General features: G+C 41.7%; 26 protein-coding genes. 12 read left to right on the top strand and 14 right to left on the bottom strand.

Translation table 11 applies throughout. The features are described 5' to 3' along the window. Positions 1 to 105 precede the first annotated feature (105 nt). The 7 genes from MKP07_RS02100 to rplK all read right to left on the bottom strand — a co-directional run bounded on the left by MKP07_RS02100 (position 106) and on the right by rplK (position 8,150). Positions 106 to 1,101, bottom strand: a complete 996-nt coding sequence (locus MKP07_RS02100; protein WP_240844782.1) for a hypothetical protein — start codon at positions 1,099 to 1,101, stop codon at positions 106 to 108. Positions 1,102 to 1,229: 128 nt separating this feature from the next. Next, a complete protein-coding gene (locus MKP07_RS02105) occupies positions 1,230 to 4,679 on the bottom strand; it encodes an Ig-like domain-containing protein (protein WP_240844783.1) in 3,450 nt (1,149 codons plus the stop codon). Positions 4,680 to 5,125: 446 nt separating this feature from the next. Beyond that, a complete protein-coding gene (locus MKP07_RS41970) occupies positions 5,126 to 5,425 on the bottom strand; it encodes a transposase (RefSeq protein ID WP_394803526.1) in 300 nt (99 codons plus the stop codon). Positions 5,426 to 5,710: 285 nt separating this feature from the next. Next, positions 5,711 to 6,082: a 50S ribosomal protein L7/L12 gene (gene rplL, locus MKP07_RS02110; RefSeq protein WP_114792121.1), complete on the bottom strand. Its 372-nt coding sequence runs from the start codon at positions 6,080 to 6,082 to the stop codon at positions 5,711 to 5,713. A 187-nt stretch (positions 6,083 to 6,269) separates the two neighbouring features. Beyond that, positions 6,270 to 6,884 carry a 50S ribosomal protein L10 gene (gene rplJ, locus MKP07_RS02115; protein ID WP_240844784.1) on the bottom strand — a complete coding sequence of 205 codons (615 nt, stop codon included), beginning with the start codon at positions 6,882 to 6,884 and terminating at the stop codon, positions 6,270 to 6,272. Between the two features lie 65 nt (positions 6,885 to 6,949). Continuing rightward, positions 6,950 to 7,642, bottom strand: a complete 693-nt coding sequence (gene rplA / locus MKP07_RS02120) for a 50S ribosomal protein L1 (RefSeq protein WP_240844785.1) — start codon at positions 7,640 to 7,642, stop codon at positions 6,950 to 6,952. Positions 7,643 to 7,700: 58 nt separating this feature from the next. Next, positions 7,701 to 8,150: a 50S ribosomal protein L11 gene (gene rplK, locus MKP07_RS02125; protein ID WP_240844786.1), complete on the bottom strand. Its 450-nt coding sequence runs from the start codon at positions 8,148 to 8,150 to the stop codon at positions 7,701 to 7,703. A gap of 242 nt (positions 8,151 to 8,392) precedes the next feature. On the opposite strand from rplK, the gene MKP07_RS02130 reads away from it, so the two are divergent. The 11 genes from MKP07_RS02130 to MKP07_RS02175 all read left to right on the top strand — a co-directional run bounded on the left by MKP07_RS02130 (position 8,393) and on the right by MKP07_RS02175 (position 15,865). Next, entirely contained in the window at positions 8,393 to 9,319 is a 927-nt protein-coding gene (locus tag MKP07_RS02130; RefSeq protein WP_240844787.1) for an SMP-30/gluconolactonase/LRE family protein, read from the top strand. A 98-nt stretch (positions 9,320 to 9,417) separates the two neighbouring features. Next, positions 9,418 to 9,843 (top strand): hypothetical protein, encoded by a 426-nt coding sequence (locus MKP07_RS02135; RefSeq protein WP_240844788.1) that lies wholly within the window; start codon positions 9,418 to 9,420, stop codon positions 9,841 to 9,843. A 2-nt stretch (positions 9,844 to 9,845) separates the two neighbouring features. Beyond that, positions 9,846 to 10,340, top strand: coding sequence for a hypothetical protein (locus tag MKP07_RS02140; protein ID WP_240844789.1), 495 nt, complete (start codon positions 9,846 to 9,848; stop codon positions 10,338 to 10,340). Positions 10,341 to 10,541: 201 nt separating this feature from the next. After that, a complete protein-coding gene (locus tag MKP07_RS02145; RefSeq protein ID WP_240844790.1) occupies positions 10,542 to 11,366 on the top strand; it encodes an asparagine synthetase B family protein in 825 nt (274 codons plus the stop codon). Further along, positions 11,339 to 12,238, top strand: coding sequence for an asparagine synthase-related protein (locus MKP07_RS02150; protein WP_240844791.1), 900 nt, complete (start codon positions 11,339 to 11,341; stop codon positions 12,236 to 12,238). The genes MKP07_RS02145 and MKP07_RS02150 overlap by 28 nt, the downstream gene beginning before the upstream one ends. Before the next feature lie 241 nt (positions 12,239 to 12,479). Continuing rightward, positions 12,480 to 12,698 (top strand): PqqD family protein, encoded by a 219-nt coding sequence (locus MKP07_RS41975; protein WP_394803614.1) that lies wholly within the window; start codon positions 12,480 to 12,482, stop codon positions 12,696 to 12,698. A 10-nt stretch (positions 12,699 to 12,708) separates the two neighbouring features. Beyond that, complete coding sequence (locus MKP07_RS02155) at positions 12,709 to 13,149, top strand: lasso peptide biosynthesis B2 protein (RefSeq protein ID WP_262919117.1); 441 nt, start codon at positions 12,709 to 12,711, stop codon at positions 13,147 to 13,149. Continuing rightward, complete coding sequence (locus MKP07_RS02160) at positions 13,140 to 13,643, top strand: hypothetical protein (RefSeq protein ID WP_240844793.1); 504 nt, start codon at positions 13,140 to 13,142, stop codon at positions 13,641 to 13,643. Before MKP07_RS02155 ends, MKP07_RS02160 begins: the two co-directional genes overlap by 10 nt. A 76-nt stretch (positions 13,644 to 13,719) precedes the next feature. Continuing rightward, positions 13,720 to 14,148 carry a hypothetical protein gene (locus MKP07_RS02165; protein ID WP_240844794.1) on the top strand — a complete coding sequence of 143 codons (429 nt, stop codon included), beginning with the start codon at positions 13,720 to 13,722 and terminating at the stop codon, positions 14,146 to 14,148. Beyond that, on the top strand, positions 14,115 to 14,921 hold the full coding sequence (locus tag MKP07_RS02170) for an ABC transporter ATP-binding protein (RefSeq protein ID WP_240844795.1): 807 nt from the start codon (positions 14,115 to 14,117) through the stop codon (positions 14,919 to 14,921). Before MKP07_RS02165 ends, MKP07_RS02170 begins: the two co-directional genes overlap by 34 nt. After that, complete coding sequence (locus tag MKP07_RS02175; RefSeq protein ID WP_240844796.1) at positions 14,918 to 15,865, top strand: nucleotidyltransferase domain-containing protein; 948 nt, start codon at positions 14,918 to 14,920, stop codon at positions 15,863 to 15,865. The genes MKP07_RS02170 and MKP07_RS02175 overlap by 4 nt, the downstream gene beginning before the upstream one ends. 282 nt (positions 15,866 to 16,147) lie before the next feature. Here MKP07_RS02175 and MKP07_RS02180 read toward each other — a convergent pair whose 3' ends face one another. The 7 genes from MKP07_RS02180 to MKP07_RS02210 form a co-directional block, all read right to left on the bottom strand. Next, complete coding sequence (locus MKP07_RS02180; protein ID WP_240844797.1) at positions 16,148 to 17,032, bottom strand: glycosyltransferase family 2 protein; 885 nt, start codon at positions 17,030 to 17,032, stop codon at positions 16,148 to 16,150. Between the two features lie 23 nt (positions 17,033 to 17,055). Continuing rightward, a complete protein-coding gene (locus MKP07_RS02185) occupies positions 17,056 to 18,882 on the bottom strand; it encodes a hypothetical protein (RefSeq protein ID WP_240844798.1) in 1,827 nt (608 codons plus the stop codon). Then, positions 18,879 to 19,817: a CARDB domain-containing protein gene (locus tag MKP07_RS02190; protein WP_240844799.1), complete on the bottom strand. Its 939-nt coding sequence runs from the start codon at positions 19,815 to 19,817 to the stop codon at positions 18,879 to 18,881. The genes MKP07_RS02185 and MKP07_RS02190 overlap by 4 nt, the downstream gene beginning before the upstream one ends. A 20-nt stretch (positions 19,818 to 19,837) precedes the next feature. Then, a complete protein-coding gene (locus MKP07_RS02195; RefSeq protein WP_240844800.1) occupies positions 19,838 to 21,205 on the bottom strand; it encodes a C25 family cysteine peptidase in 1,368 nt (455 codons plus the stop codon). Further along, entirely contained in the window at positions 21,202 to 22,131 is a 930-nt protein-coding gene (locus tag MKP07_RS02200; protein WP_240844801.1) for a hypothetical protein, read from the bottom strand. The genes MKP07_RS02195 and MKP07_RS02200 overlap by 4 nt, the downstream gene beginning before the upstream one ends. Before the next feature lie 238 nt (positions 22,132 to 22,369). After that, positions 22,370 to 22,960 (bottom strand): PorV/PorQ family protein, encoded by a 591-nt coding sequence (locus MKP07_RS02205; RefSeq protein WP_240844802.1) that lies wholly within the window; start codon positions 22,958 to 22,960, stop codon positions 22,370 to 22,372. Next, complete coding sequence (locus tag MKP07_RS02210) at positions 22,939 to 23,271, bottom strand: hypothetical protein (protein WP_240844803.1); 333 nt, start codon at positions 23,269 to 23,271, stop codon at positions 22,939 to 22,941. Before MKP07_RS02210 ends, MKP07_RS02205 begins: the two co-directional genes overlap by 22 nt. Before the next feature lie 219 nt (positions 23,272 to 23,490). Between MKP07_RS02210 and tyrS the strand changes: the two genes are divergently transcribed. Beyond that, positions 23,491 to 24,771 (top strand): tyrosine--tRNA ligase, encoded by a 1,281-nt coding sequence (tyrS, locus tag MKP07_RS02215; RefSeq protein WP_240844804.1) that lies wholly within the window; start codon positions 23,491 to 23,493, stop codon positions 24,769 to 24,771. The last annotated feature ends 14 nt before the right edge of the window (positions 24,772 to 24,785 follow it).

The raw sequence follows: 24,785 nt of genomic DNA on the forward strand, positions 1-24,785 counted from the left end.
ATTGTTGAAATATATCTTTTCTTACAAAACAGCTTACTAAAAAACCCGCGATATAATCGCGGGCTTTCGTGTTAAAAGGGCTGGCTACGTAACAGGGCTTATACCCTATTTTTTAACTACGGTAACTACTTTAGAGTACCTCACGGTTCCATCAATATCTGTTTGTCCGATTCGAATATAAAGAGTGGGTGTTTCACTGGTATCCACGCTATCCTTCTTCCGGCAGGAAAATAAAACCACCGCTATAACAATTGCCAGTAAAGGGGTTGTAAGATATATTTTCTTGCGCGCCGCAGGATAAAGCATTGCCATCAATAACACCAAAACAGAAGCGGTGAGCAAGGAGAAACCAGATAATTTCGCTAATTCCTTCCAACTGGTAGAAAAGCTATATTTCAGCTCCGCATCTGAGTTGCCGTCTGTTGCCTGTGTAGCAACAGTAGCAATCTGGTGAAAGTCTGTTCCATTGTGTGATGCATTAACAGAAAACTCCTTATTATTTTTTTCACTCAGGGTTTGCCAGTCAACCTTAAGTTGACTTCCTACGAAGGCGGCTTCTACACTTCCAAAAGCAACAGGCAATACTCCGTTGGTATACCCATAAACCGATACCGCATCATTAGTGGTTGAATTGCCTACTATGTTTGAACCGGGTACGATATTAACGTTGATGCCGTGACCGGTTGCCCCCGCATTTTGTGCCGAAGCTTCGGTTACAATGGCCTGAAAGATGATACTTCCTCCGCTGGGGTCTTCAAACGTGCTACCTGGTATTGTTTGGTTTTGAGTGCCGATAAGGGTTGCCGATTGCGCATCATAGGCCCAGGTAAAATAAGTAGCAAATGTGCCCGTTACCGGTACAGCGCCGCCTCCATCGGTGATAGGAATCATCTTCTGAAGATTTACGGTAACCCGTGTTGGCTCTGCAGTAATGGTAACCGGAATTGTGGATTGGTTAATAAAGTTAAAGTTTAAAGTTACCGTTCCATTTACCAGTGCAGGCGTTGGGGCCACTGTAGCGCCGTTCACAGCTATGTCCTGAGCCAATATTGCCTGCGTGAAAAACAACGCGATGATTAAGGAGACTAACGATTTTTTCATAATTACTTTGTTAATTGTTGCTGAATAAGGTTTAGATTATGGATTTTGAGATGGTGCATAATTAATTCGATCACTGTCTGTATTATTTAGTGTATTAGCGTCGCCACCCGATGCGTCAAAAATGGTGACTATGATGTTATCAGAGCCAGTTGCACCGTTACCATTGAACAGTAAGGATACAGCAAAAGAACTTGCAGACTGCCCGGCAATTGTCTGCCGGTTATTAGTACCTCTAACCGGAACCGATAGCTCAGAGTATTTTCTCCCAGGTAAGTCCAATCTGCATTTTGTACAGGGATGCCCGCCACTATTGTTTGAGAAGGGTTATAGGTTTGCATGGCGTAGTTGGGTGACTTGGGAATAGTAACATAAACCGGCGTTCCATTGGTCGTAAGCGCATTGGCTGTAGAAATGGTAACCCTGGCATTTAAAGTAGCGGTACCGGTAACCTGGGTTGGCAAAACAAGTATATTGGCGGTAAGATCTACCCCAGCCACTTCGTTCACGTCAACATATAACGTTCCCATGCTGTTCAGTTGCGCATTGGTACTGCGTGAAACCTTGTACGTGAATTGTGCTGTTCCTGAGTAGCCGGGAGCCGGTGTGTAGCTATAAGCTCCGGTTGTTGCTAATGTTAATGTCCCTGTAGGGTTTGTTATACTTTGCTGCTCTACCACCAATGCCGCTCCTTCCGAGTCAGTGTCGTTGGAGATTACGTTACCGGAAACGGCTTCACCTTTAGTTCTGTCAAAATCATCTCCTGCAGCTACTGCGCCGGGATTTGGCAATACTACCTCCGTTACAAAATATGCGCTTCCACATTTACTGCCACCAGGCTGTTCGCACACGTTGTACGTAAGCGTATCCCTGCCTACGAACCCGGTTATGGGTGTATAAGAAATTGTTCCGTCACCATTTACAACAGCGGTTCCATGCTTAGGTTGTACAGAAATAGTAGGCAAGCCAAAGGTAGCACCGGATGTACTTACTTCATCGTTATTTCTCACCGGATAAGATATAGCCGTATTTACTTTAGTGGTGGCAATATCCGTGTTGACAATCGGTGGAGTAAGATTCACATCGGTAGCGTTACCCACTATAATCGTAAGGTTTTCCTTTCTCACCATACCGTTGGATGGATCGGTGAGTGTGGTTTCGTAAGTATAAACACCTGTCTGAGTGGCCTGGTGTGTGTAAGTACCGTTAGCATTTAAAATAAGTGTTGCACCTGAAGGGTTAGCCGCCTGATCTGCGCCATTGGCTGAACCCGAGTTGGAATATACCGCACCAGCAGGCTTTTTATCATTTGTAGCTACATTACCTGTAAGCGGTACATTTATAATACCGTAATTGATATCAGGCAACGTAAAGAACGAACTACAACTCAGGCCAGGCGTTCCTACCGGTAAAAAACGGGTATCTACTGTTGCATAAAACACATCTATATCTTTAAGAGCGCCCACGACGGTGGTGGTAGATATCTGGATTTCGTCGTACGGTAAGCTTGTTAAAAATCCAACGTTATAAACACCGGAAGTTGTGCCCAAAATGGGTATGATCACCTGCAGATTGAGAAGCTCGGCAGCAGAGCGGGTTTCCTGCTGTACTCCGTTGTTCCAGGTTGTTCTTATTGAGCTAAGCAGATCGGCATATAGTAGTGCATTGTTATTATTTCGAATAAGGAACCCTGCTATAGTACCTGCCGGGAATGTATTGGCCGGCGCAGATACGGAAATTGATCCGGTAGCAGCAACACCTGCTGTAATCCTGATATTGGCAAAATCGGTAGCTGCCGCGTTATTATCAATCACTTTTTCGGCATCGGTAACGGCACAACTTACGCATGCTACACCTGAGATACCAGACCGTGCATTTTCAATAATAGCGCCGTATTCAGGAGTTTTAATAATATTAGTGGTGTTACACTGCACCTCTCCGGCGCAGTTTTTCTGAATCTTTACTCCAAATACCTGTATAGTACCAAGATTAGCTCCTACCGGCTGTGTAAACTCAATTTGCACCTGGTCAAAACTGCCATTGGCAACTACACCAACTGTTTGCCTGATATTATCCCCCAGCAATCCGGATTTGGCGCCCACCAGTAACGCATTGCCTGTGGTAACCTGCACCTCTGTAGTTCCATTGTAAAGCCTGATAATGGCGGAACCCAGTACTGACGCGTTTAGCAGAGAGGCTGTTTGCACGTCAAAACCCACATAGGTTCCGGCAGCGTAAGGTGTCAACGCATTTTTAACCGCAATGCGTCCACGGCTTAATCCGGATACAGCCAGGCTAATAGTGGCGGCACTGTTTGGATCAGCGTCTATTATATTATCCAAGCCAGCGATATTATTACCCACTGCAATGGCGCCGTCCACGCCGGTATTAACCATATTCACGAAAACAGGATCAATAGTGGAAACAAGATTAGTTGGCACATTACAGGTAAAATCAGTAGCCCGGTTACAATATTGTTTAATAACGGCGTTGTAAACAGCTATGGCGCCCAGGTTTACATTAGCCGGTTGGGATAAAGTGTATCGAATTTCATCAAATGAAAGACTCGTTTTAAAGCCCACAGTGTATCGCCCCGTACCCGATAATAGAGGAGCTGAAACTAGTAGGGCGCTACCCGGCACAGACTCTCTGAAAACACCTTTCTCATAGGTACTTACACTTGTATTAGCCAAAAGACTCAATGACAGAGCGCTTGTACTTGCTATCTCAAATCCAGCAAAATAACCGGCAGGATGACTCGTGTTGCCTGCTTCTCTAACAGAAATATAGCCTGTAGATAGTACGCCTAGCACCGGCAATGTAATAGTACCGGAGTTATCTGTATTGCCATCTACCACGTTCCCTATATTAGAAAATATGCTTCCAAGCAAACTTACATCTGCTATACCGGTAGTACCCGTGCTAACTATTGCAGGCGAAGTATTTTGTACCAACGCAGTTGTTATGTTACATGCCGGTATCGCCAACGGCGTTTGCGCTCTTAATATCTCGGCATAATAAACGCTGCGCGTACCAGCGCCCACGGCGGAAAAATTGATACGAACCCTGTCAAATTCTTTGCTGGTTACAAATCCTACTTTACCTAGTCCTCCACCCAGTAGTGAAACAGATAAAAGGCCACTTCCTCCGTTATAAGTGTCTTGCAATGTGTTACCCAAATACGTAGTTATGGTTATAGAACTGGCCAGGTCTAATATACTGGCTGTGCCTATTACAAAACCTGCATAAGAACCTGCCGGGTATATGCCAGCACCGATTGCATTGTTATCTTTTACTTCTATCCAGGCGGCACCCGCAACCGCATAAGTCCAGGTCGAAGGATTAGTTAAGATGTTATCAGTAATATTTTCTTTATTACCAAATACATCAAACCCTAATGCAGTACTACTTGTTACTGTAAGATTAGTAAAAACATCAGAAGTTAAAGGACGATAAAGATTAAAGGGTGCTGAGGATACCTGAGCCTGGAGTTTTGTACCGGGCATTATCAGCAATAGTTGGCAAAATAAGAAAGTCAGGGCAATACGATAGAATCGCGTGAGATTAGTGTTAAGTCTCATAACGTATAGGTTTTTAAAATTTGCGTAAATGCGTTAAAAGACACCACATCAATCATGGTCGTAGTATTTCAATTAAGCTCTGCTGCTAACAGGCTTCATTGCGCACTACACGACACATTTCAGAATATGAGTTTTAACGGCCTTTCCGTCGGGCTTATTTGATTTTTAGTGTTCTAAATATCCAGGTAACGGTGGACTAGGGCTGGTATCGCGGGCTTAAACGTGATTATTAGGGCTTCTATACTACCTGTTACCGGGCTTTGAAAATGAATTCTTTGGAAAAGGTACTACAATTCGTTTAACAAAAAAAATATCATTGTTAACTTTTTTTATAAACAATTTACATGCCATTCTTATGTAACAAAAAAGAAGCCGTCTCAAAAGTATTTGAGGAGGTTTTTTTATTTTGTGGCTCTTAGGCTGTGAGGTTTTTCAAGTTTTCTTTTTTATGGCTGGGATAAGTTCATAAGACATCCAACGCCTTTTATGCGGATTGTTTTGTTGTTTTTGAGCGATATTGGGCTTTTGTGAGTTTTTGCAGGTTGTGTGCCAGCGCTATCAGCACCTGTTTCCATCAATACTTCTCCAATTCCTCTTAGCATAAAGCGCCTAAAGCCCTTGTTATGCTTGATATTGGCAAATACAGGTTCTACATCTGCACAGCGGTTCTTTCGCCTGGCGATTCCTTCGGGACTTCGCAACCGTTCAGCTGCTTGCTGTTTTAAGATCCGTAGCCGATGATTCACTTCTATTACCGGTTACCTTTTTGCCCGTGACACATTTCACGTAAAGGACAGTCATTGCAGTCAGCTGCCCGGTAACTCTTCCGGATCCGGAGGCAGTAACATGGCCTGTTGCGGATTGTACGTTTTGAAGATTACATTTAATTTACCCATCAATTATTAACGCCAACACAACTAACTGCTAATCATATACGAACAGTAACCTATTTTTATTTACATCTGTGCATAACCCCACAAAAAAGAGACTGTCCCTTTGAGACAGCCTCTTGAAAACTATATAAGTTAGAATTAAGCTACTTCAACATCAGCTCCAGCTTCTTTCAGCTTAGCTGCGATATCTTCAGCTTCTGCTTTGCTCACACCTTCTTTAACAGGTTTTGGAGCGCCGTCTACTAATTCTTTAGCTTCTTTCAAACCTAAACCAGTTAAGTCTTTAACGATCTTAACAACGTTTAATTTAGAAGCACCACCGCTTTTCAGGATAACGTCAAATGCTGTTTTTTCTTCTACAGCAGCTGCGCCACCACCGTCGCCAGAAACTACTACTGCTGCAGCAGCTGGTTCGATGCCATACTCAGTTTTTAAGAAATCTGCTAATTCCTGTACTTCTTTTACAGTTAAGCCTACCAGGCTTTCTGCTAAATTTTTAATATCTGCCATTTTGTTTAATTTTTACCGTCTTCACTTCCTTAAAAAATGGATCCGACGGCGGGTTTTAAAAAAATTGTACCCCCATCCCTTCAAGGGATAACTTGGGCGGTGATTTATAAAAAGAACTAAATCCTTGTGACTGATCTCCCCATTGTCCATTCTTTGTCATCCTCAGAACAACAATTTGGGAATTAAATTACTCAGCAGCAGGTTTCTCTTCTGCTGCAGGAGCTTCAGGTGCTGCAGGAGCCTCAGGAGCCGCTTCGGCTGCAGGAGCTTCAACCACTGGCGCTGTTTCAGCAGCAACCGGGGCAGCATCGCCTCCTTCTGATTTATTCTGTAATGCACCAATAACACGCTGAATTGGAGAAAGCAACAAGCCAATAACTTCGCCGATAAGCTCGTTCTTGGTTTTGATTTGCGTTAATGCTTTCAGCTGGTTGTCACCTGCATACAGGTCACCATTGATAAAAGCAAGCTTCAATTCTGGTCTTTCAGCTTTTGCTTCGCTACGGAAAGAACTTAAAATAACAGCTGGTTCTTTTGGATTCTCAGAAAACATTAAAGCGGTTACTTTATGTAGAGAATCGTAAACGCCAGCATATTTTTCAGCATCCAGAGACTCTAATGCTTTTTTAATCAGCGTGTTCTTAGCCACTTTCATTTCAACATTTTTGTCGAAACAAGCGCGGCGTAGTTTAGTTACCTGCGCTACAGTAAGTGATTCTGTATCGGTTATGTAGAAATTGTCGTACTGAGAGAACTTACCCTTCAATACTTCAATTACTTCGTTTTTTTGATCTTTAGTCATTTTATTTCGATTTGACTGTCCCACCAGGGCGGGATGATTTTTTAAAAAATTGTTGCGTCGCCGTATTAATGAACAAAGCCTTTAGTGTCTAAAGCAATGCCTGGGCTCATAGAGCTAGCCATGCTGATACCTTTTAAATAGGTACCTTTTGCTGTAGAAGGTTTTGCTTTAACGATAGCGTTGATGAACTCCTGTCCGTTCTGAGCGATTTTTTCAGGAGAAAAGCTTACACGTCCGATAGAAGCATGAATAATACCTGCTTTATCAACTTTGAACGCGATTTTACCACCTTTTACTTCGTTTACTGCAGCTGCTACATCGTTGGTAACCGTTCCGGTTTTAGGGTTAGGCATTAAGTTACGTGGGCCTAACACTTTACCTAATTTACCAATTTTAGGCATTACAGCAGGAGTAGCGATGATCACATCAATATCTGTCCAGCCGCCTTCAATTTTTTGAATAAACTCGTCTAAACCTACGTGGTCAGCTCCCGCTTCAATAGCAGCAGCTTCTTTATCAGGAGTGCAAAGTACCAACACTCTTTTTGTTTTACCGGTACCGTGTGGTAAGGTAACAGTGCCGCGAATTGCCTGGTCTGCTTTTTTAGGATCTACGCCTAAACGTACATGCAGATCAACAGAAGCATCGAATTTCGCAACATTTATTTCTTTAACCAATGCAGAAGCTTCGTTAAGCGTATAGGCTTTGTTAGCATCCACCTTGGAATTTACAGCTTTTCTTTTCTTTGTAATTGCCATTGTAATTCTTTTAAGGCCTGCCCGGAGGTCTAAAGGACTCCACTGGAGCAGACGGGGGTTATGGATTAATTTTCCCAGGGGCTTTACCTTCTACAGTTAATCCCATGCTGCGTGCAGTACCAGCAACCATTTTCATAGCGCTTTCCTCAGTGAAGCAGTTAAGGTCGGGCATTTTATCTTTAGCGATAGCCTCAACCTGATCCCATGAAACTTTACCCACCTTAATACGGTTACTTTCTTTAGAACCTTTTTGAATTTTAGCCGCTTCCATCAACTGTACAGCAGCAGGAGGCGTTTTAATTACAAAGTCGAAACTTTTGTCGGTATAAACTGTGATTAATACAGGAAGTATTTTTCCTGGTTTGTCCTGTGTGCGTGCATTAAACTGCTTGCAGAACTCCATGATGTTAACACCTTTGGAACCTAGCGCCGGACCGATTGGAGGTGCAGGATTGGCCTGACCACCTTTACACTGCAGCTTTACAAAGCCGGAGATTTCTTTTGCCATTTTTAAATGATTTATTGGTTCAAACGCTCTGCCGGTTATTCCGGAAAGAGCTCCCAAATTCCTCGTTCTGTATAAATATTATTTGTACAGAAAACCTAAAAAGAACTAATTGGGGTGCAAAGGTAAGTGTTTTAGTTGAAATGTTGATACGTTAACGGTTAGTTTAGGCGTTTATCCGGGAGGCTGCCTATTGAAGGAACAAAACTAATTGGTTTGAAAGGTATTATTGATAATTTTAGTCGATGAAATACATGCTTTTAATATTTTTTGCCGCACTCTCAGCCCCCGTTCTGGCACAAACGGCGCCATTTTTCGACTCAACGGGTATTATTGCAAGCAACTTCGAAGGCCTTATGAAGATAAAGCACGAATTTGCTTTCACGGAAGGTCCTGTTGCCGATAAGGACGGTAAAGTTTATTTTACGGATCAGCCCAATAACAAAATCTGGCGCTACGACCCTAAAACTACCGTGTTATGGGAATTTAAAAAAGATGCGGGCCGGGCCAACGGCCTGGATATAGATGCAAAAGGAAACATTATAGCCTGTGCCGATGAAAACAATGAAATATGGTCGATTGATACCCGTGGGCATATCGTAAAAGTATTATTGGGTAAAGTAGATGGCAAAAAGCTGAATGGCCCCAATGATTTATGGATCGACCATAAGGGCGGCATTTATTTCACTGATCCTTACTACCAACGCGACTACTGGACGCGAACAGCGCCGGAAATACGGCAACAAAATGTGTACTATTTACCCAGTGGAGCCACCCAGCCCATAACAGGAAGTAACGAACTGGTTAAACCCAATGGCATTACCGGCTCAGCCGATGGGCGCTATCTTTTTGTAGCGGATATAGGCGACAATAAAACCTACAGGTTTTCGATCAACCCCGATGGCACTTTATCAGAAAAACAACTATTTATTTCTCAGGGCTCAGACGGGATTACCCTGGACAACAGGGGAAATCTCTATTTAACCGGTAATGGTGTTACGGTTTACGATTCTGTGGGAAAGAAAATAGCCTATATTCCTGTGCCTGAAAAATGGACGGCCAATATTTGTTTTGGAGGAAAAGACCGGGATATTCTTTTCATGACCGCGGGTCCTTCTGTTTATTACTTAAAAATGAGGGTTAAGGGAGATAAAGTGCTAAACAGCAAGTAAACGGCAATTTCAATACTGCGAAATATTAATTGTCCAACTTAAAATTCACCCGCTACTTTTGTATTCAAAGCCAATGATTATGGCTATCAAATATTTCAATGACTTATCATTACCTCGCATTTGGTATTCCCGTAATTTCAGAAATCGAGCTTCCGGCATTATTTCCGCTGAAAGAATCGCAGAACGCGGACAATCCAATATATGTACGCTTAGGCACGGCACCCGACCAACTGGTTGAAAAAGGGCAAAATGCTGACAGGTGCGCTGTTTGCAATGCAACTGAAATGCTTTATACAATCCCGGATAAAATAAGGCTGTATATTTCAAACGGGAACCAGATAACGATTGAACCTATCGACAGCGACTATGAAACAAACCTGATCTACTTTTATTCTAACGGCCTGGCGGCCGCATTATACCAACGGGATATCATACCTTTTCATGTATCGGGTGTATTTACCCAACCAGGAAAAGTAGCTCTTTTGCGGCACCCTCAGGAACAGGCAAGTCTACCCTGGCGGTAAAATTGCAGGAACTGGGATTTCAGCCGTTTACCGATGATACTGCTATATTATTTATGAAGGATGGAAAATGTTACGCCCAGGCCTCCTACCCTATGATCCGCTTATGGGAACAAACGCTTGATCAACAAACCGTATTAGACACGAGTGATAAGCAGAAACTTTTTGATGATGGAGACCGGGATAAGTTTGGCTTTTCATTCCATACGCAATTTGCTACGGCCCCGGTGGAAGTTGAAAAAATAATCTTTCTGAGCAAAGAGGGTACAGAAATGCGGCTTTCAGCAATTGGAAAAATGGAGGCTTTTAAAGTGTTAGCGGATAATGTATACCGCAATCACTGGATACCCATGATACAAAAAAGCAAGTTACAGTTCTCATTGATAGGTCAAATATTGAATAAAATACCTTGTTTCTTGGCTCTGCGTCCCAAAGATGTCAATAGCGTATCAGAATTCCCTATATTCCTGAAAAAAATTTTGCAAAATACTAATAACTAGTTAATTTGCACACCGTTAATTAACAATAAATCTTATTTTATGGAAATTAAAAAAACATGGATTTTACCAGAAGTAACTGAAATAGAAATAAACTCAGCAGGCGCTGCCGGCGGAGACCTTGACGTAAAGTCATAATCTATATTAATTTTTTTAAGCAGGGAATAATACTCCCTGCTTTTTTATGCTTTAAAATGCCTCGTCATGAGCCTGATATGGGGATTTTGTAACTATCAAAACGACGATGATGGAATGCTTATACATAAGCAGATGTATGATCCCATCAAGGACTTCCCTCATAGCAAGCATCATTTTGAAACACAAAGAAATGTTGGTGCAGGACACATGCTGGTAGCCAATACACCTGAGGCTGTTTATGAAAATCTCCCGATTTATCTTAAACAAGAACAAGTACTTTTCACAGCACAGGGGAGAATTGACAACCGGGTTGAGCTTGCCGGTAAATTAGGATTAAAAATTGACGACAGATGCACTGACGGAACACTCATTTTGCAATCTTACTTGAAATGGAAAAGGGATTGTGTTCAATACTTAAAAGGTGACTGGAGTTTTGCAGTTTTTGACTATTCCGACCAAGCATTATTTATAGCGCGTGATCAAATGGGGTATACCTCTTTGTATTATTACCAAGATGAAACAGGTTTTTACTTCAGCTCTTCCATTAAAAGTATCCTATCACTTCCCAGTTATAAGAGAAGACTAAATGAGCTTCATTTCGTCCGACATCTAACCTTATGGGATGACTCGATCGATAAACATGGCACCTACTTCCAGGACATATTTTCGCTGCCAATAGCGCACATGCTTTCAGTGAAAAACAGGAAAGTGAGTCAGGAACGCTACTGGCATCCTAAAAACATCTCGATCAGCTATCGTAAAAACAAACAGGATTACGCTGATGAAATGCTCCACCTTTTTCAATCGGCAGTAAAAGCCAGGTTGCGAAGCCACAAGCCAGTAGCCTCTATGCTAAGCGGGGATTGGATAGCAGTGCTGTTAGCTATATAGCAGCCGACCTATTAAAGCCGCAAGGCACTGTACTCACTACATTTAGTCATGTTCCGCTTTTTGTCAAAGAAATTCAAAGCGACAAAGAGCAGCATCGCCGAATCTTAGATGAAACACCTCTTATAACGGAAGTAGCCAATGCTTCAGGAAATATTAACCCAATTCTTCTGTCATCTGAAAAACAAAGCATAGTGCAAGGGATGGTAGAAGCTATGAATGTCTGTAATGCTCCGTCTCACGGATCAGCCAATTTATATTGGGTATATGACATCTACAAAACAACATCGCAAGAAAAATTTGGAACACTGCTAAGCGGTGAAGGGGGTAATGGCAGTATCTCGTTTGCTGGTACAGACTATTTGCTCCCCTTTAATCTAGCAAGCTTAATCTTACATCCTTATCAGTTTTTAAGAACACAAATAGCAAAAAGAATCGGCAAAAAATACTTTAATAAATATCTTAATAAAAGAAGAGATGTTGTTGATAGCCTTGAAAAATATGTGTCTAATATATTTCTTAACCAGTCGGTTTTAGACGCATATAATATTAAGGAAGACATCGCAAAAAATGACAAAGAGATATACCGGCATATTTCTGACGTCCAAGAAATAAAAGAACTTTTTATTGACTTTTATTATTTAAGAAGTCTAAGAGGGGCTGTATGCGGGCACTACTATGGATTTGAGTTACGAGACCCTTGCACCGACTTAGATCTTATGGAATACTTTTTTAGCATACCCAATGAAGCTTTTTTTGATGACCATTACAATAACCGGATGCTGGTAAAACGTATGATGAGTGGCAAAATCCCTGACAAGGTTTTGTTTGAAAAAGAAAAGGTCTGCAAAGTGCTGACATATCATATAGAGTAAAGGCACAGCGCACAGAAATTACCGAAGCTATCCATACAGTAAGAAAGAGTGCTGCCGCAAATCAATATATCAATACAGGTGATTTGACAAAAACCTGGCAATCGTACTTAAAGGAAGAGTATATACAACCGTATCAAATGCAACGACTCTTAAAGGCTTTACAATTTGCCTTATTTTTACAAACTAATTTTGATTAGTTTAAATATATCAGCATGGGCTACCAATTTAACGCAAAAGACATATTAATAACTCAGCTAGAGAAGAAGGTGTAGCTTTTAACAGCGCTACCAATGAGTATTTCTCACTGAATGAAACATCCTTTAAAATTCTTAAAGGAATTGAAAACAACTCATCAGTAGAAGCGATATGCCAGCAACTGGAAAACGAATATGATATTTCGAAATTAAATTGTGAAAAAGAAGTAAAAAACACCATTAACTTTTTGTTTCCAGGAAGTTGATTATTGAAGAATGATCAACAAAATCAAATCGTTTAAGCAGTTAAGCCCTTCAAGGAAAATTATAGTGCTTCAAACATTCTGGCTCTCAGTGTATACCTACTTTCTTTTTAAGTTTTTCAATCAAAGGGCCCGGCTCGGGAAAAAAACAGCATTGATAACAACTGACCATCAGTTACCTGACAAAAAAGCGAATGATATAGGTTGGGCCATACAAGTTGTCGCAAAATATATTTCCTGGAAGAACGTATGCAGGCACCAGGCATACCAGGCTAAGTTACTTTGCAACTTTTATAAAATACCTTGCCTGATTTTTATAGGCTTTAAAAAAGACCCTAATAAGAAAGAAATAGAAGCACATGCATGGGCGGTTGCGGGCGGAAAAATAATAACAGGTTTTTGTAATCCTAATGAATATATTATACAAAGTGTTTACCAAAACAAATGGCAATAACTTTAAGTAACTTCAGCCCTAAAGATCTGGCAAAGAATATCAGGCGTTCGGTAATGCTTTTATGGCATACCAGTCATTCCCTGGCGCTACTAACTTTATGCCTGCATATTGTACAGGCTATGCTACCAGTACTCTCATTGTACCTTGTAAAAATACTGGTAGAAGGTGTTACGAACAAAGCAGCATTCTCTCAACTTATTCCTCTAATCGTATATTTTGCTATTGCCCAATTGTCGCTGGCCCTGGTACAACAATACGCGAGCTATATTATTACTATTTATCAGCCCAGGCTCACCGACTACCTGTCGAAGCAAGTGTTGGAAAAAGCCGTAAGTGTTGACTACGGGTATTATGAGAACCCTGCTTACCATGATAACCTGCACCTGGCACAGCAACAGTCACTTTTTAGAGCCGGTATGCTTTTAACCAGCTTTACCAGTTTTATTACTTCAGGCTTTGCGTTGTTATTTCTATTGGTCTTTTTATCAGCATGAAATCCTTTTTTGCCTTATTCTTTATTGCCTTTCTCTACCACTGGCGGCGATAAAATGGTATTATGGCATCGCCATTATGCAACAGGAGCGAAAGCTAACGCCACTCGAAAGAGAAAGCAATTATTTACATCACATTTTAACTGGTGTAAGCTTTGCAAAAGAAACCAGGGTTTTTGGGTTTGGCTCCTTCTTTATAGAAAAATTCGTCAGCATTCGAAGAACCATTCGTATGCAAAAACAGCGTTTAAACAGTAAACTGACCCGTTATAGCCTCGTTGCAGAAGCTGTGGAAATCATTGCTATGGCGATCATATTTGCTATATTATCGAAGCAAACTATCGAGGGAGCAGTAACCCTGGGATTATTCGTAGTCTACATCCAGGGCTTTCAGAACCTGCAGCATAATTCAAAAAACTTCCTGCAAAGTATTGTTCAGATTTTTCAGCAACGTATTTTTTACAGGATCTCTTTTTGTTCCTGGACATCCCTGTATCTCCAAAGGTAGGTAATCAAAATCCTTTTCCTATCCATCACTCAGGCCTTAAAATTGACAATCTTTACTTTCAATACAACTCTACCGGGAGGCCGATACTTCAAGACATTTCCCTTCAATGCCAACCAGGGCAAATTATTGCTATTGTAGGAGAAAATGGTTCGGGAAAATCTACATTAATAAAGCTCCTGGCTAAGTTGTACGAAGCAGAACAGGGAAGCATCTTATTTGACAACACTCCGTTGCGGGATATACCCGAAGACGCATATAAAGACCGGACGGTATTCCTGTTCCAGGATTTCGAGAAGTATTTTTTCACCATCGAGGAGAACATTGTCATGGGCGAGCAAGGCCCCACGAAAACAATGGAAAATATTGAGGCTGCTGCACGGTCAGCGGGGGCTGAAACTGTGATATCAAGACTACCGCAGGGTTACCAAACCCGCATGGGACGCATATTTGAAGGTAGTGCACAGTTAAGCGGTGGAGAGTGGCAAAAAATTGCCCTGGCAAGAGTTTTTTACAGGAAGGATGCTGAACTTATTGTTTTGGATGAACCTACCAGCGCGTTGGATGCGCCGGCAGAATATGAGATATTTAAACAGATCAAGGCTATTGCAAAAAATAAAATGGTGATTTTGATAACGCACCGGCTATATAATTTAAAGATTGCTGACCACTTATATGTAATGCAGGAAGGTCGTATTGCGGAGGAGGGATCTTTTGATGAACTGATTAATAAAAAAGGCGTATTTGCCGAACTTTATAATATGCAGCAGTTATGATACCTACCCAGGACGTGAAATCAAAATATGGAATTGAAATAGCAGTAGTGCTGTTGTGTTGCAGGCTGCATTTTAATACCGAAGAACTATCAACCTTACAGCGCTGTATTGATACGGATACAATAGACTGGAACGACGTTATCTATCTTTCAAAGTACCATAGAATTGAACCCATTGTTTACAAAATATTAAGCAAAGTCCGTTTACCTGCGGCAGTTGTGTCCCGAATAAAACAAAGTCAGTTTGCCTTAGTGCAGAATAACTTTAAACAAGCACTGGAAACGGAGAGAATTATTACACTCTTGGAAACTAAAGGTATTGAATGCACACCCTACAAGGGGGTAGCTTTTTCGGGCCAGTTTTATGGCGATATTATTTCAAGGGAATCAAGCGATATAGACCTTGTTATTTCTCATAAAGATTTCAGAGAGGTATTAAAACTCATGATAGCAGATGGTTATCTTTTTGAGAACGAAGTTGAATACAGCTACTTTAAAGAGCAAATTTTCACCAAAAGTAACAGCCTCAATTTCGACAAGTTTAAAAATGATGTCAGAGAATTTCATATTGAGTTTCACTGGAGGATAACCGAAAATTTTATAAGGATCCACAAGCAGGCACATGCACAATTATTCAACAATTCGGATAAAATTACTTTGGCCAGGCGCGAGGTAAATGCTTTAAATGCCAATGCGCATTACCTTACGCTTTTTATTCATCATTCCAATCACGACGGCTTCAGAGTACTTAAAAATATCGTAGATCTTTGCCAGATTAATTATGCAAATAATTCCGCTATCGATGCTCTATATATTAAAGAAGCCTTTACAAATCTCCGATTGGTAAAGGCAGCAGACGTTTGTTGTTACCTCTCCTCTGAATTAATGGGAGTTCATCTCCCTTCTCCCATACAGGCAATAAAAAAACAGTATCGGAGAAAGTAAAAGCCTTTTTATAGAGCGACTCCTGGGTAAAAGATCCTACCGGGATACCGCCCTGGACAACCTCGACAACAGAAGCCAGTTATTCCTCAAAGACTCTTTGTCGGAGAAAATTGCTTTTATTCTTGCCGGCTTTAAACAAAGAAGCATGCCTTCCGCGGAAGATCTCCAAACATTTAAACTACATCGCAACTTTTATTTTCTCTACCCGGTTCTTAAATCCTTCAGAGTACTAACCAAGGGCATTGACGACAAGCATATCAGAAAACACCGGTAATTTGATGATCAACGATGATAGCCTCTGTATAAATGATAAAAAACCAGCAGATGCACCACCTTTAACCTGATAATGAGTGGTATACGTGAACTTTCAGCAGCCTGCATCAATATCTTCCTTGGAATTAAATGGTATAACATTTTCCCCGCGGCAGATTTCAAAAGACGGGTACGAAAAATATCTTTTGCCCAGGGGTGCTTTTTCAGTAGGTATTTTAACCCTTCATTGGCAAAAGCCTCCCGTTGTTGCAAAGCAAAATCCAAAGACTTCTCCATTACCCCGAAGGCTAGGGCACGTTGGTTAAAAAGAATTTTCAAGCCAAATTCTTTTTGTATCCTGCATCCCAATTCTGTATCTTCTCCTCCGTATGTTAAAATGCCTTCATCAAAACCATTCAAAGCGACGAACACTGAAGCGGGCATAGAAACATTTCCAGTCAAAATATATCTGGCAGGTAATTCGGCCAGGTCTTCCTGAAATTGGTTCATACCACGCGTCATATCGTACTCTCCCCAAATATTTCCCTTTTCGTATTTTATTTGCCCTAATGAAATTATATTTCCCCTACTGAGAGCCGAATAATGCGATTGAAGATAGTCGCTTTGTACCACCAGGTCGGAATCCAGAAACAAAACATAAGTAGCCGTCAAATGAGCCAATGCAAGATTACGTGTTGCGGCTCTTCCATGATTCTTCTTATCGGAGTGTTCGAGCAACGCCAGCGGAAACTGAAACCGGCTCTCTAACAAATATTCTAAAGTACCGTCGGTAGATCCATCCACAGCAATCCATACTTTAAAATTTTGTAGCGTCTGTACCTCTAAGCCTTCCAGGCACTTCCGAAGTTCACCCAGGTTATTATAAGTTGGGATAACGATATCAAATAACAACATAAAAGCATCGTTTAGCGTATCGATTACCTGATCAACACCATTTTGCCATAACCTTTATTGAAATACTTATCAGTATTATTATCCTTGGTGCTGTATTTATCCAGGGTTCTGCCATTAAGATTGGTGAGCACCCTGTACAAATAAACCCCATTACCCAACTTTTGGCCATATTGATCGGTTCCATCCCACTTATACTCGGTAATATTTCTACCAATCCGTAAAGGCCCCAACTCAGCCTTAGTGATTTCTCTAACAATTTTACCTGTCACCGTCAATATTTGTATACGTATGTTCTGGGGTATATCAGAACCTGTTAGCGTAAATACAAATGCCGTTGAACTGGTGAAAGGATTTGGGTAGTTGAGTAAATTAGAGATCATAGGTTTATTAATCACCTGAAATGCGATGCGGTAATTGAGAGCGCCTGCTGTATTTCCACTCTGATCCTTTGCACTCACGATTAATTCATAATCCCCATCTGCCAGCAAGTTTGGTTTAAAGGTCACCATCGCTGTATTTCCATTATTGCCACCCTGGCTAGGCGGTGTTAATACCAATGTATCATTATTAAACTGGTAGTCCCGCACCGCACCGTCCGGATGTTTTAGCTGGACTTTTATCAGCTCTGTATTGTTCAGCAACATATATTGAGAGTCATCTGTCAGCTTCATGATAATATTAGGCTTACTAGATACAATGTCACGGTTTAAAATACGGGCACCATCAAAGGTTACATCCAGGTAAGGATTCGTAGTATCGCCTCTCACATAAAAATTCTGGTATATAAAATTGTTGAACTGGTGTTGCTCCGGCTGATGCATGCCTGGGTTGAACTCCAAAAGGGCAAGATTACTTCCTGCCAGCGATTTTGTATTGACAGGTATATTGATCCTTACGGTATCACCTGCTATCAAAGGTTTTAAGTTGGGAAGCGTAACAATGCTTTCCACATTATCTTTATTTCGTATAGAAAGCCTAACCTTTAGGCTATCAAAACCAATACTGCTTACATTTTTAAATGCCATGCTCAAATTCAAAGGAGCGCCCACATCAACTGTATCTATCTTGTTATAGTAAAGATTAGGCGCTACAGCACCTTCGGGAACAGCAGTACCGTAAACCCTCCAATACTTTAGCTGGTAGGGAGACCGGTTAGTTGTATCTGTAGTTTGAAGACTAACCCGAAGACCAGGATAATTTGCTGCATTAATAGAAGACAGGTCAACCATATTTTGAGAAACAGGTATATCACTTATTAATTTATCTTCTGCCCCATTTTGATCAATGCCGGAAACAGTAATAAACGCCTGGTCCGTTGAAGGATTTTCCAGGCTGTTGCCATCCCAAACTAATTGACTCCAGGATTTAGCCTTGGAGAAAGCGGAAGATTTGAGTATACCCGTTGTACGACTTACAGGAACAGTAATAGTCACTTTTAAAAGATCTCTAATATCGGTTCCAACCACCTGCGCTAAGGGAACTGTTTTACCTTTTTGATAAATAAAAATATATGGAACTGTGTCACGAACCAAGTCTAGTTGAGTAAGCCCTATTGTCTTTAATTTATGGTAGAGCGATACATTATTTCCAAAAACAGCAGTGTCTGCCTGCCAAATAGAAGGCAAAATCATTTGTTCCATTTGGCCGCTCGTAAGCCCTACATAAAACCCTGTTGGTATAGAATCAAGAAAATTCATTACTACCATTCTCGACGCAGGAGTCGAAACATCAAATTGAAAAAACTCAGGTTTAGCATTCTGATTCCATGGAATAGGTCTATAACTACCGTACTTACCGCTTGTACCTAAGTCTACGTTCTTAACAGGAGTTAAATCTATATTATTGATCAAATAAAAACGTAAAGAATTTTGTTGGGGATTTGACTCAATGTTTGGCGGTCCAAGAAAAAATACTGGTGATAAACATCGTCGATTTGTAAAGCGTAATCTCTTACTGAAGTTGGAGTGATCGTAGGGAAAATCGCATTGCTTATTGTGATAGTCGACTTAAGACTGTCATACACCCATAGCCCCGACTCTTTAATTTTTATATACTCATTTAAATCATCATTATTAAACTGCGCATAATGCGATTGGCTATACCCGCTATTGGCGCCGGGTATATACGTAAAAGATGCACCGCTCCAAACCTGCTCCTGACCTGAAGAAGGAACAGCAGCCACCCGCCAGTAATAAACAACGCTATCTCTAAAAGTTATGCTGGGCGAAAACTCAACAACACCGCCCGTTGAATTTTTTGTTTGAGATACTTTCGCAGACGAACTAAACAGCTTGCTTGTATCCATCTCCATAATATAACTCCTGGATCCTGCAAAAGGATTACCAGTAGATGCAGCAAACACAATGCCCTGCTTGTTTACAATTGAAAGATCGTACGGGTAGATGGGCTTAATATCGTCTTCGTAAATAAATATATCTTTCGTCAGCGTATTATTATTCTCAAAAAGTTCTTCAATATTGTTTTCCGGATCAATTGTAATCGTAAACTTATTAGCCCCTTTATCCATGGCAGGGTCTATTTCAATTTGATAATTGATGGAATCCGCATAGCGTATACCGGGTAGTGTGTCACGCCTTACGATCTTTGTAGACATATCAGCATAAGTTCTTTTTAACTCTACTATGAGATCACGGTTCACCGCCTTCCCCAAATTGAGGATTTTAGCTTTTATGGAAAAGTTAGATTCCGCTACTGATATAATACCCGGCGTTACGGTTACCATCGCGTCCTCTATTGCATAGTCTGGCTTGCTAAACTGGTACAACCTGATAGCCGGATCTCCGTTTAACGTATACTCTTCAGCTTGCGCCCGGTCAAAAATATTTGACTGCCCCCGGAAGCAGCGAAATAGTTAGTAATGGTTTTTTGCATTAGCTCACCCAATGTAAGTCCGTAACCTGTACGGGCAAGAAGCTTATACAATTCGCCATTATATTGTCCCAAATTAGATACATAACCGAAACTGGTCCCCGCCATCATGCCCACACTCCCTCTCTCTTTGGCAAAAAGGTATCTCTCTGATATCGTATTAATGGCAGATATCCTGGATTGATCGAAAATAAAGATGTCCCCCACATTACACCCCATCATGTGAAATACGGGATATTTTCCGAAGTTGGAGTAATTTGCAGGGTCTTCTAAGTTGTAAGCTAAAGTGGTGGCAGCAGAATGACCAAAATAGGTAAGCAGGTTTACACCACTATTCATCAGGTTTTTTAGTCGCTCCGTAGCCGTTTGCTCACTACCGGGTATGGAACTCTTTACAAAATCTGTTACCTGGGCACCATGGAGCGTATCCCGAATAATTGCCTCATGCGCATTCAAATAACCCGACAGTTGCCCAATAAGACCCTGGTCATTGGCCCCCACCATGTGAATAATATTTTTCTTCCAGGAACTGGCGTTTACACCGGCCACGGGAGTAAGCTCCTGCTCATATTGTTTTACTTTGTCCAGGTAGGTCGTCAACTCATCCCCGCTAATAACAGAAACGCGGCCAATCGGCGTTAGCGGAACCGAGCTGCTTCCTTCAGCAGCTAGTAGCACATCAGAAGCAGGTTCGCCAAATGTAGGAATCATGTGAAGCCGCTCCATTATTGCATTGGATTCGTTATACCGCGCAGAGGTATACTTGACGCCTCTGCCTATAATGAAAGTGTTCTTAATTTTTGTGGCATATTTGCTCCTGGCCATACGCAGGAAATTTCTTACGGACAGGGGACTTCCTTTAATTCCGTAAGCGAACTGATCTGTGAGTTGATCAATCAGGTATATTTTAGCATTATAACTACCTCCCGCCATCGAACTCCTGTAAGCACGGTATGCTTCGACAGGCTGAGCGCCACCCGAACCATTTAAAATAGCCCTGTGGGTGATCATCAGATAATCGCCCTGGTTAGCAGTAGCTGAATAATCTACGAAGTTCCTGGTTTCAAAATTGCTGATTGTTCTGATATTGGCCGTTGCGGTATTCGCTATCACTATTTCAGCATTAGCAACTGTAGGCTGCAGGTATACCTTTATAAGAGCCGGATTGGAAGCATCTGCCTCATATCTCCGGCCGGTGCCTAAATCGTACAAAACCGGCGTTCCGGAATTGCTAAAACCAGCTATCTCCAGGTATTTGCCACCTGCAACTCCAGGTAACTTCAAACGAAAATTACCGGCACCCCTAAATTAAAACTACGGGGATAAGTAATTTCAAAGGTTCCGATCTTGATCCGGTTATTAGGTACCGTAGCTATATTAGCTACAGATATATTTTCGGTGGAACCATTAAGGGTTGATACAGGCAAATTGTTAGACAACCTCGAATAACTAAAACCATTTAACGTGGTATTCCATAACTCTACATTATTAAGCTTCACTTGCACGGTACGGCTGTTAGGACTATTGCCCACCACATTCATACTCACTTGCATCTGGGGCGCTCCGGCTCCTGTAAAAGGAAACAGGCTGGTCTGAGTTAAGCTGCGTGTTTGGTTTTCTGATATTTCATTAGAGGTCCAACCTTCTCCCTCTTCAAAAGATGCCGATATAGCGGCTTCAGAAACAGCGCCTCCGTACGGACCCAGGTGTATGGTTTCATTAGGATAAATAGCTGCTGTATGCATAAAATAAGGCTCAGCAACTGCACCGGCCGGTATGGTATTAGCCGTTGGCACAAGCCTTTTATTGCTGCCAGCTGTATTAATAGTAAGGAAATAAGCCGCCGTATCGGTAAACAAACTTTTACTGTTATTAATCTGGTCTAAAGGGTTGCGGTATAAAACCTGATCCGCTTTACCATCATTGGCTTCACCCCAAAACTCTATGAACCCGCCTGCAGCCAATACTCCGGTTTGATTAGATGTATAAATGGCTACTTCTTCACCGTTACGCCATAGCTGGAAAGCTGACACATCAGCATTACCCAGGTTGATGGCGGCCAGGGCCGTTTGTGGAATACGATAAAGGCCGGTAGTTCCTACTTTAAATTTATAATAGGTTTTACTATAGTCGATCCATTCATTATTGAATGATTGCGCCGTTGCGGCCACCGTATACAACAGGAAAAATATAGTCAGCAGTTTCTTCATCGAATACTCATTAATTTAAAATACCGAGGATCTCTTTTCGCGATTCAAATCCAGTCTTAGAGAAAAAACATGGGTAAACAAAGGGTTTGATTGATTGGCCAGGTTGGCGAACGCATAATCTATTACAACAGATTTGACCCTAAAACCCACACCCACACTGGGCTGGTAGATCCAAACCTTTTTTGGTTGAGCGTATCTCCGTCGGCTAACCCCTGTTGAAAATTATTAATCCCTCCTCTTACGAAAAAATATTCTTGTACCCATATTCTAATCCAACTTTAGGATCGATACTAACTGCATCGCTGCTCACCACCGTATTTCTTTTCCCATCAAAAGTCAGGTCAAAGTCAGTTTCGGCCAATACCGTTGAGGTTTTACCAATATTAAAAACACGGGATGCTCCTACTGTTACTCTTGGTGCGGTAAGCTCCGATGATTTAACCGGGATATCATTTTGGGTAAGGTATAGCACTTCTTTTTCTTTCTCGCTAAAATTGAAGGTCCAGGTATTAAAGGTGCTGGTTATGTCCTTTGCTACTATTCCAAATCTCCATTTGTCTTTAAACACCTGTAAACCAGCGTCCAAACCAAACCCCCAGGCCTGGGCAAATTTGCCTACATTTCGATAGATCACTTTTGCATTGGCCCCAAAATTCACCATACTATTTTCCGTTTTGCTGAGGTTTTGTCCGTAAGACAATAAGAAGGCATAATCAGCAGAAGAAAAAGTCTGGATATTATTATAATTAAGCGACCCATCCGGGTTGACCAGGAAGAGTGTATTGGGAATATCATCTACTGCAAACCTCATAGCGGAAAGGCCCAACACTCTTTTTCATTGGTGGTGGGTATAGCTACATTCGCAAAATCATATTTCCCTATCCCGGCAAAATACTCAGAGTGCATTAAGTTCACTTCAGTACGGCCCTGTACATTCACCAACCCGGCAGGGTTCCAGTACCCCGCCGTTCCGTCGGTTACAGAAGCAGCCTGGGCGCTACCCATAGCCAGGCCACGGGCGCCTGCCCCTATATTCAAAAATTCGTTGGAGTATTTTCTAAACTGCCCAACAGCCTGCTGGCAACAGAATTGAACTGCCAGAACAGTGCTTACAAAGGGTATAAATTTTCTTATAGTCACTAAACAGTTATTAATATTTACCGGTCAGCTCTATACTGCGCTTACTTAAATGGCCTGTTAGTCGTCAAGGTCACCATAATGGCAGTACTATCAGCATTTTATCACATTACCAAATTAAAGGGCTGATGCGAAATTAACATTATCATACTAATCATCAATAGAATTAGTTAAATGCTCAATAATATTCGCCCAACAAGGTAAAAACGTACTTTTGCGCCCATGGATTTAATAAAAGAACTGAAATGGCGTGGAATGGTGCAGGACATGATCCCCGGTACCGATGAACAACTGAAAAAAGAAATCACAACCGGTTATATTGGCTTCGACCCTACAGCAACCAGCCTGCATATTGGCAGCCTGGTACCTATTTTACTGTTGGTGCACATGCAAAAAGCAGGGCACCGTCCTATTGCTTTAGTGGGTGGCGCAACAGGCATGATCGGTGACCCGAGCGGTAAAAGTGAGGAAAGAAACCTCCTGAATGAGGAACAATTGGCTGAAAATGTAGCCGGTATCAAAGCCCAGCTGGAAAAATACCTGGACTTTGACCCGTCAAAACCCAACGCCGCCTTAATGGTGAACAACTACGATTGGTTTAAAACGATTTCGTTTATCGATTTTCTACGCGATGCCGGGAAGCACATTACGGTGAACTATATGATGGCAAAGGACAGTGTGAAAAAACGATTTGAAGGTGAAGTAGGCATCAGCTATACAGAGTTCGCTTACCAAATGATGCAGGGCTATGACTTCTTCCATCTGTTTAAAGAAAATAATTGTAAACTGCAGATGGGTGGCAGCGATCAATGGGGTAATATTACTACCGGGACGGAGTTCGTGCGCCGAAAAGTGCAGGGTGAGGCTTTTGCATTTACCTGTCCGCTGATCAGAAAAGCGGACGGCACTAAATTCGGTAAAACAGAAAGCGGGAACATATGGTTAGACCCTGAACGCACTACACCTTACCAATTTTACCAGTTTTGGTTGAACGCCAGCGATGCGGATGCCGAAAACTGGATCAAAATATTCACCTTTTTAGATGAACCAACTATCAACCAGCTGGTTGAAGAACATCAACAAGATCCGGCTAAACGTGTACTACAAAAGTCACTGGCCCGCGAGGTGACAAGCTTTGTACATGGCACTGAGGCTTACGAGCAAGCTGTAGCCACTACAGAAAAGCTTTTTGCTGACCAGAACAAGCCCGCTGAAGAAATGAGTATAGAAGATCTGGAAGGTATGGCAGGAGTTGTAAAATCAACTATTAGCAAAGAAGCTATTGAGAACGGAATTGATATCGTAAGTTTTCTGGCTGACGCAAAAATAACCGCCAGCAAAGGCGAAGCCCGCAAATTAGTGCAGGGTGGCGGTGTACAGTTGAATCGCAGAAAAGTAGAAGACGCACAGCTATCAGTGGGCAACAACAATCTGCTTCACAGCAAATATCTCCTGCTTCAAAAAGGGAAAAAGAATTACTACCTCGTTGAAGTAACCGGATAAAAATTAAAGGGAGT

Source organism: Paraniabella hibiscisoli (assembly GCF_022512515.1).
In the GTDB taxonomy this organism is placed as follows: Bacteria; Bacteroidota; Bacteroidia; order Chitinophagales; family Chitinophagaceae; genus Niabella; species Niabella hibiscisoli.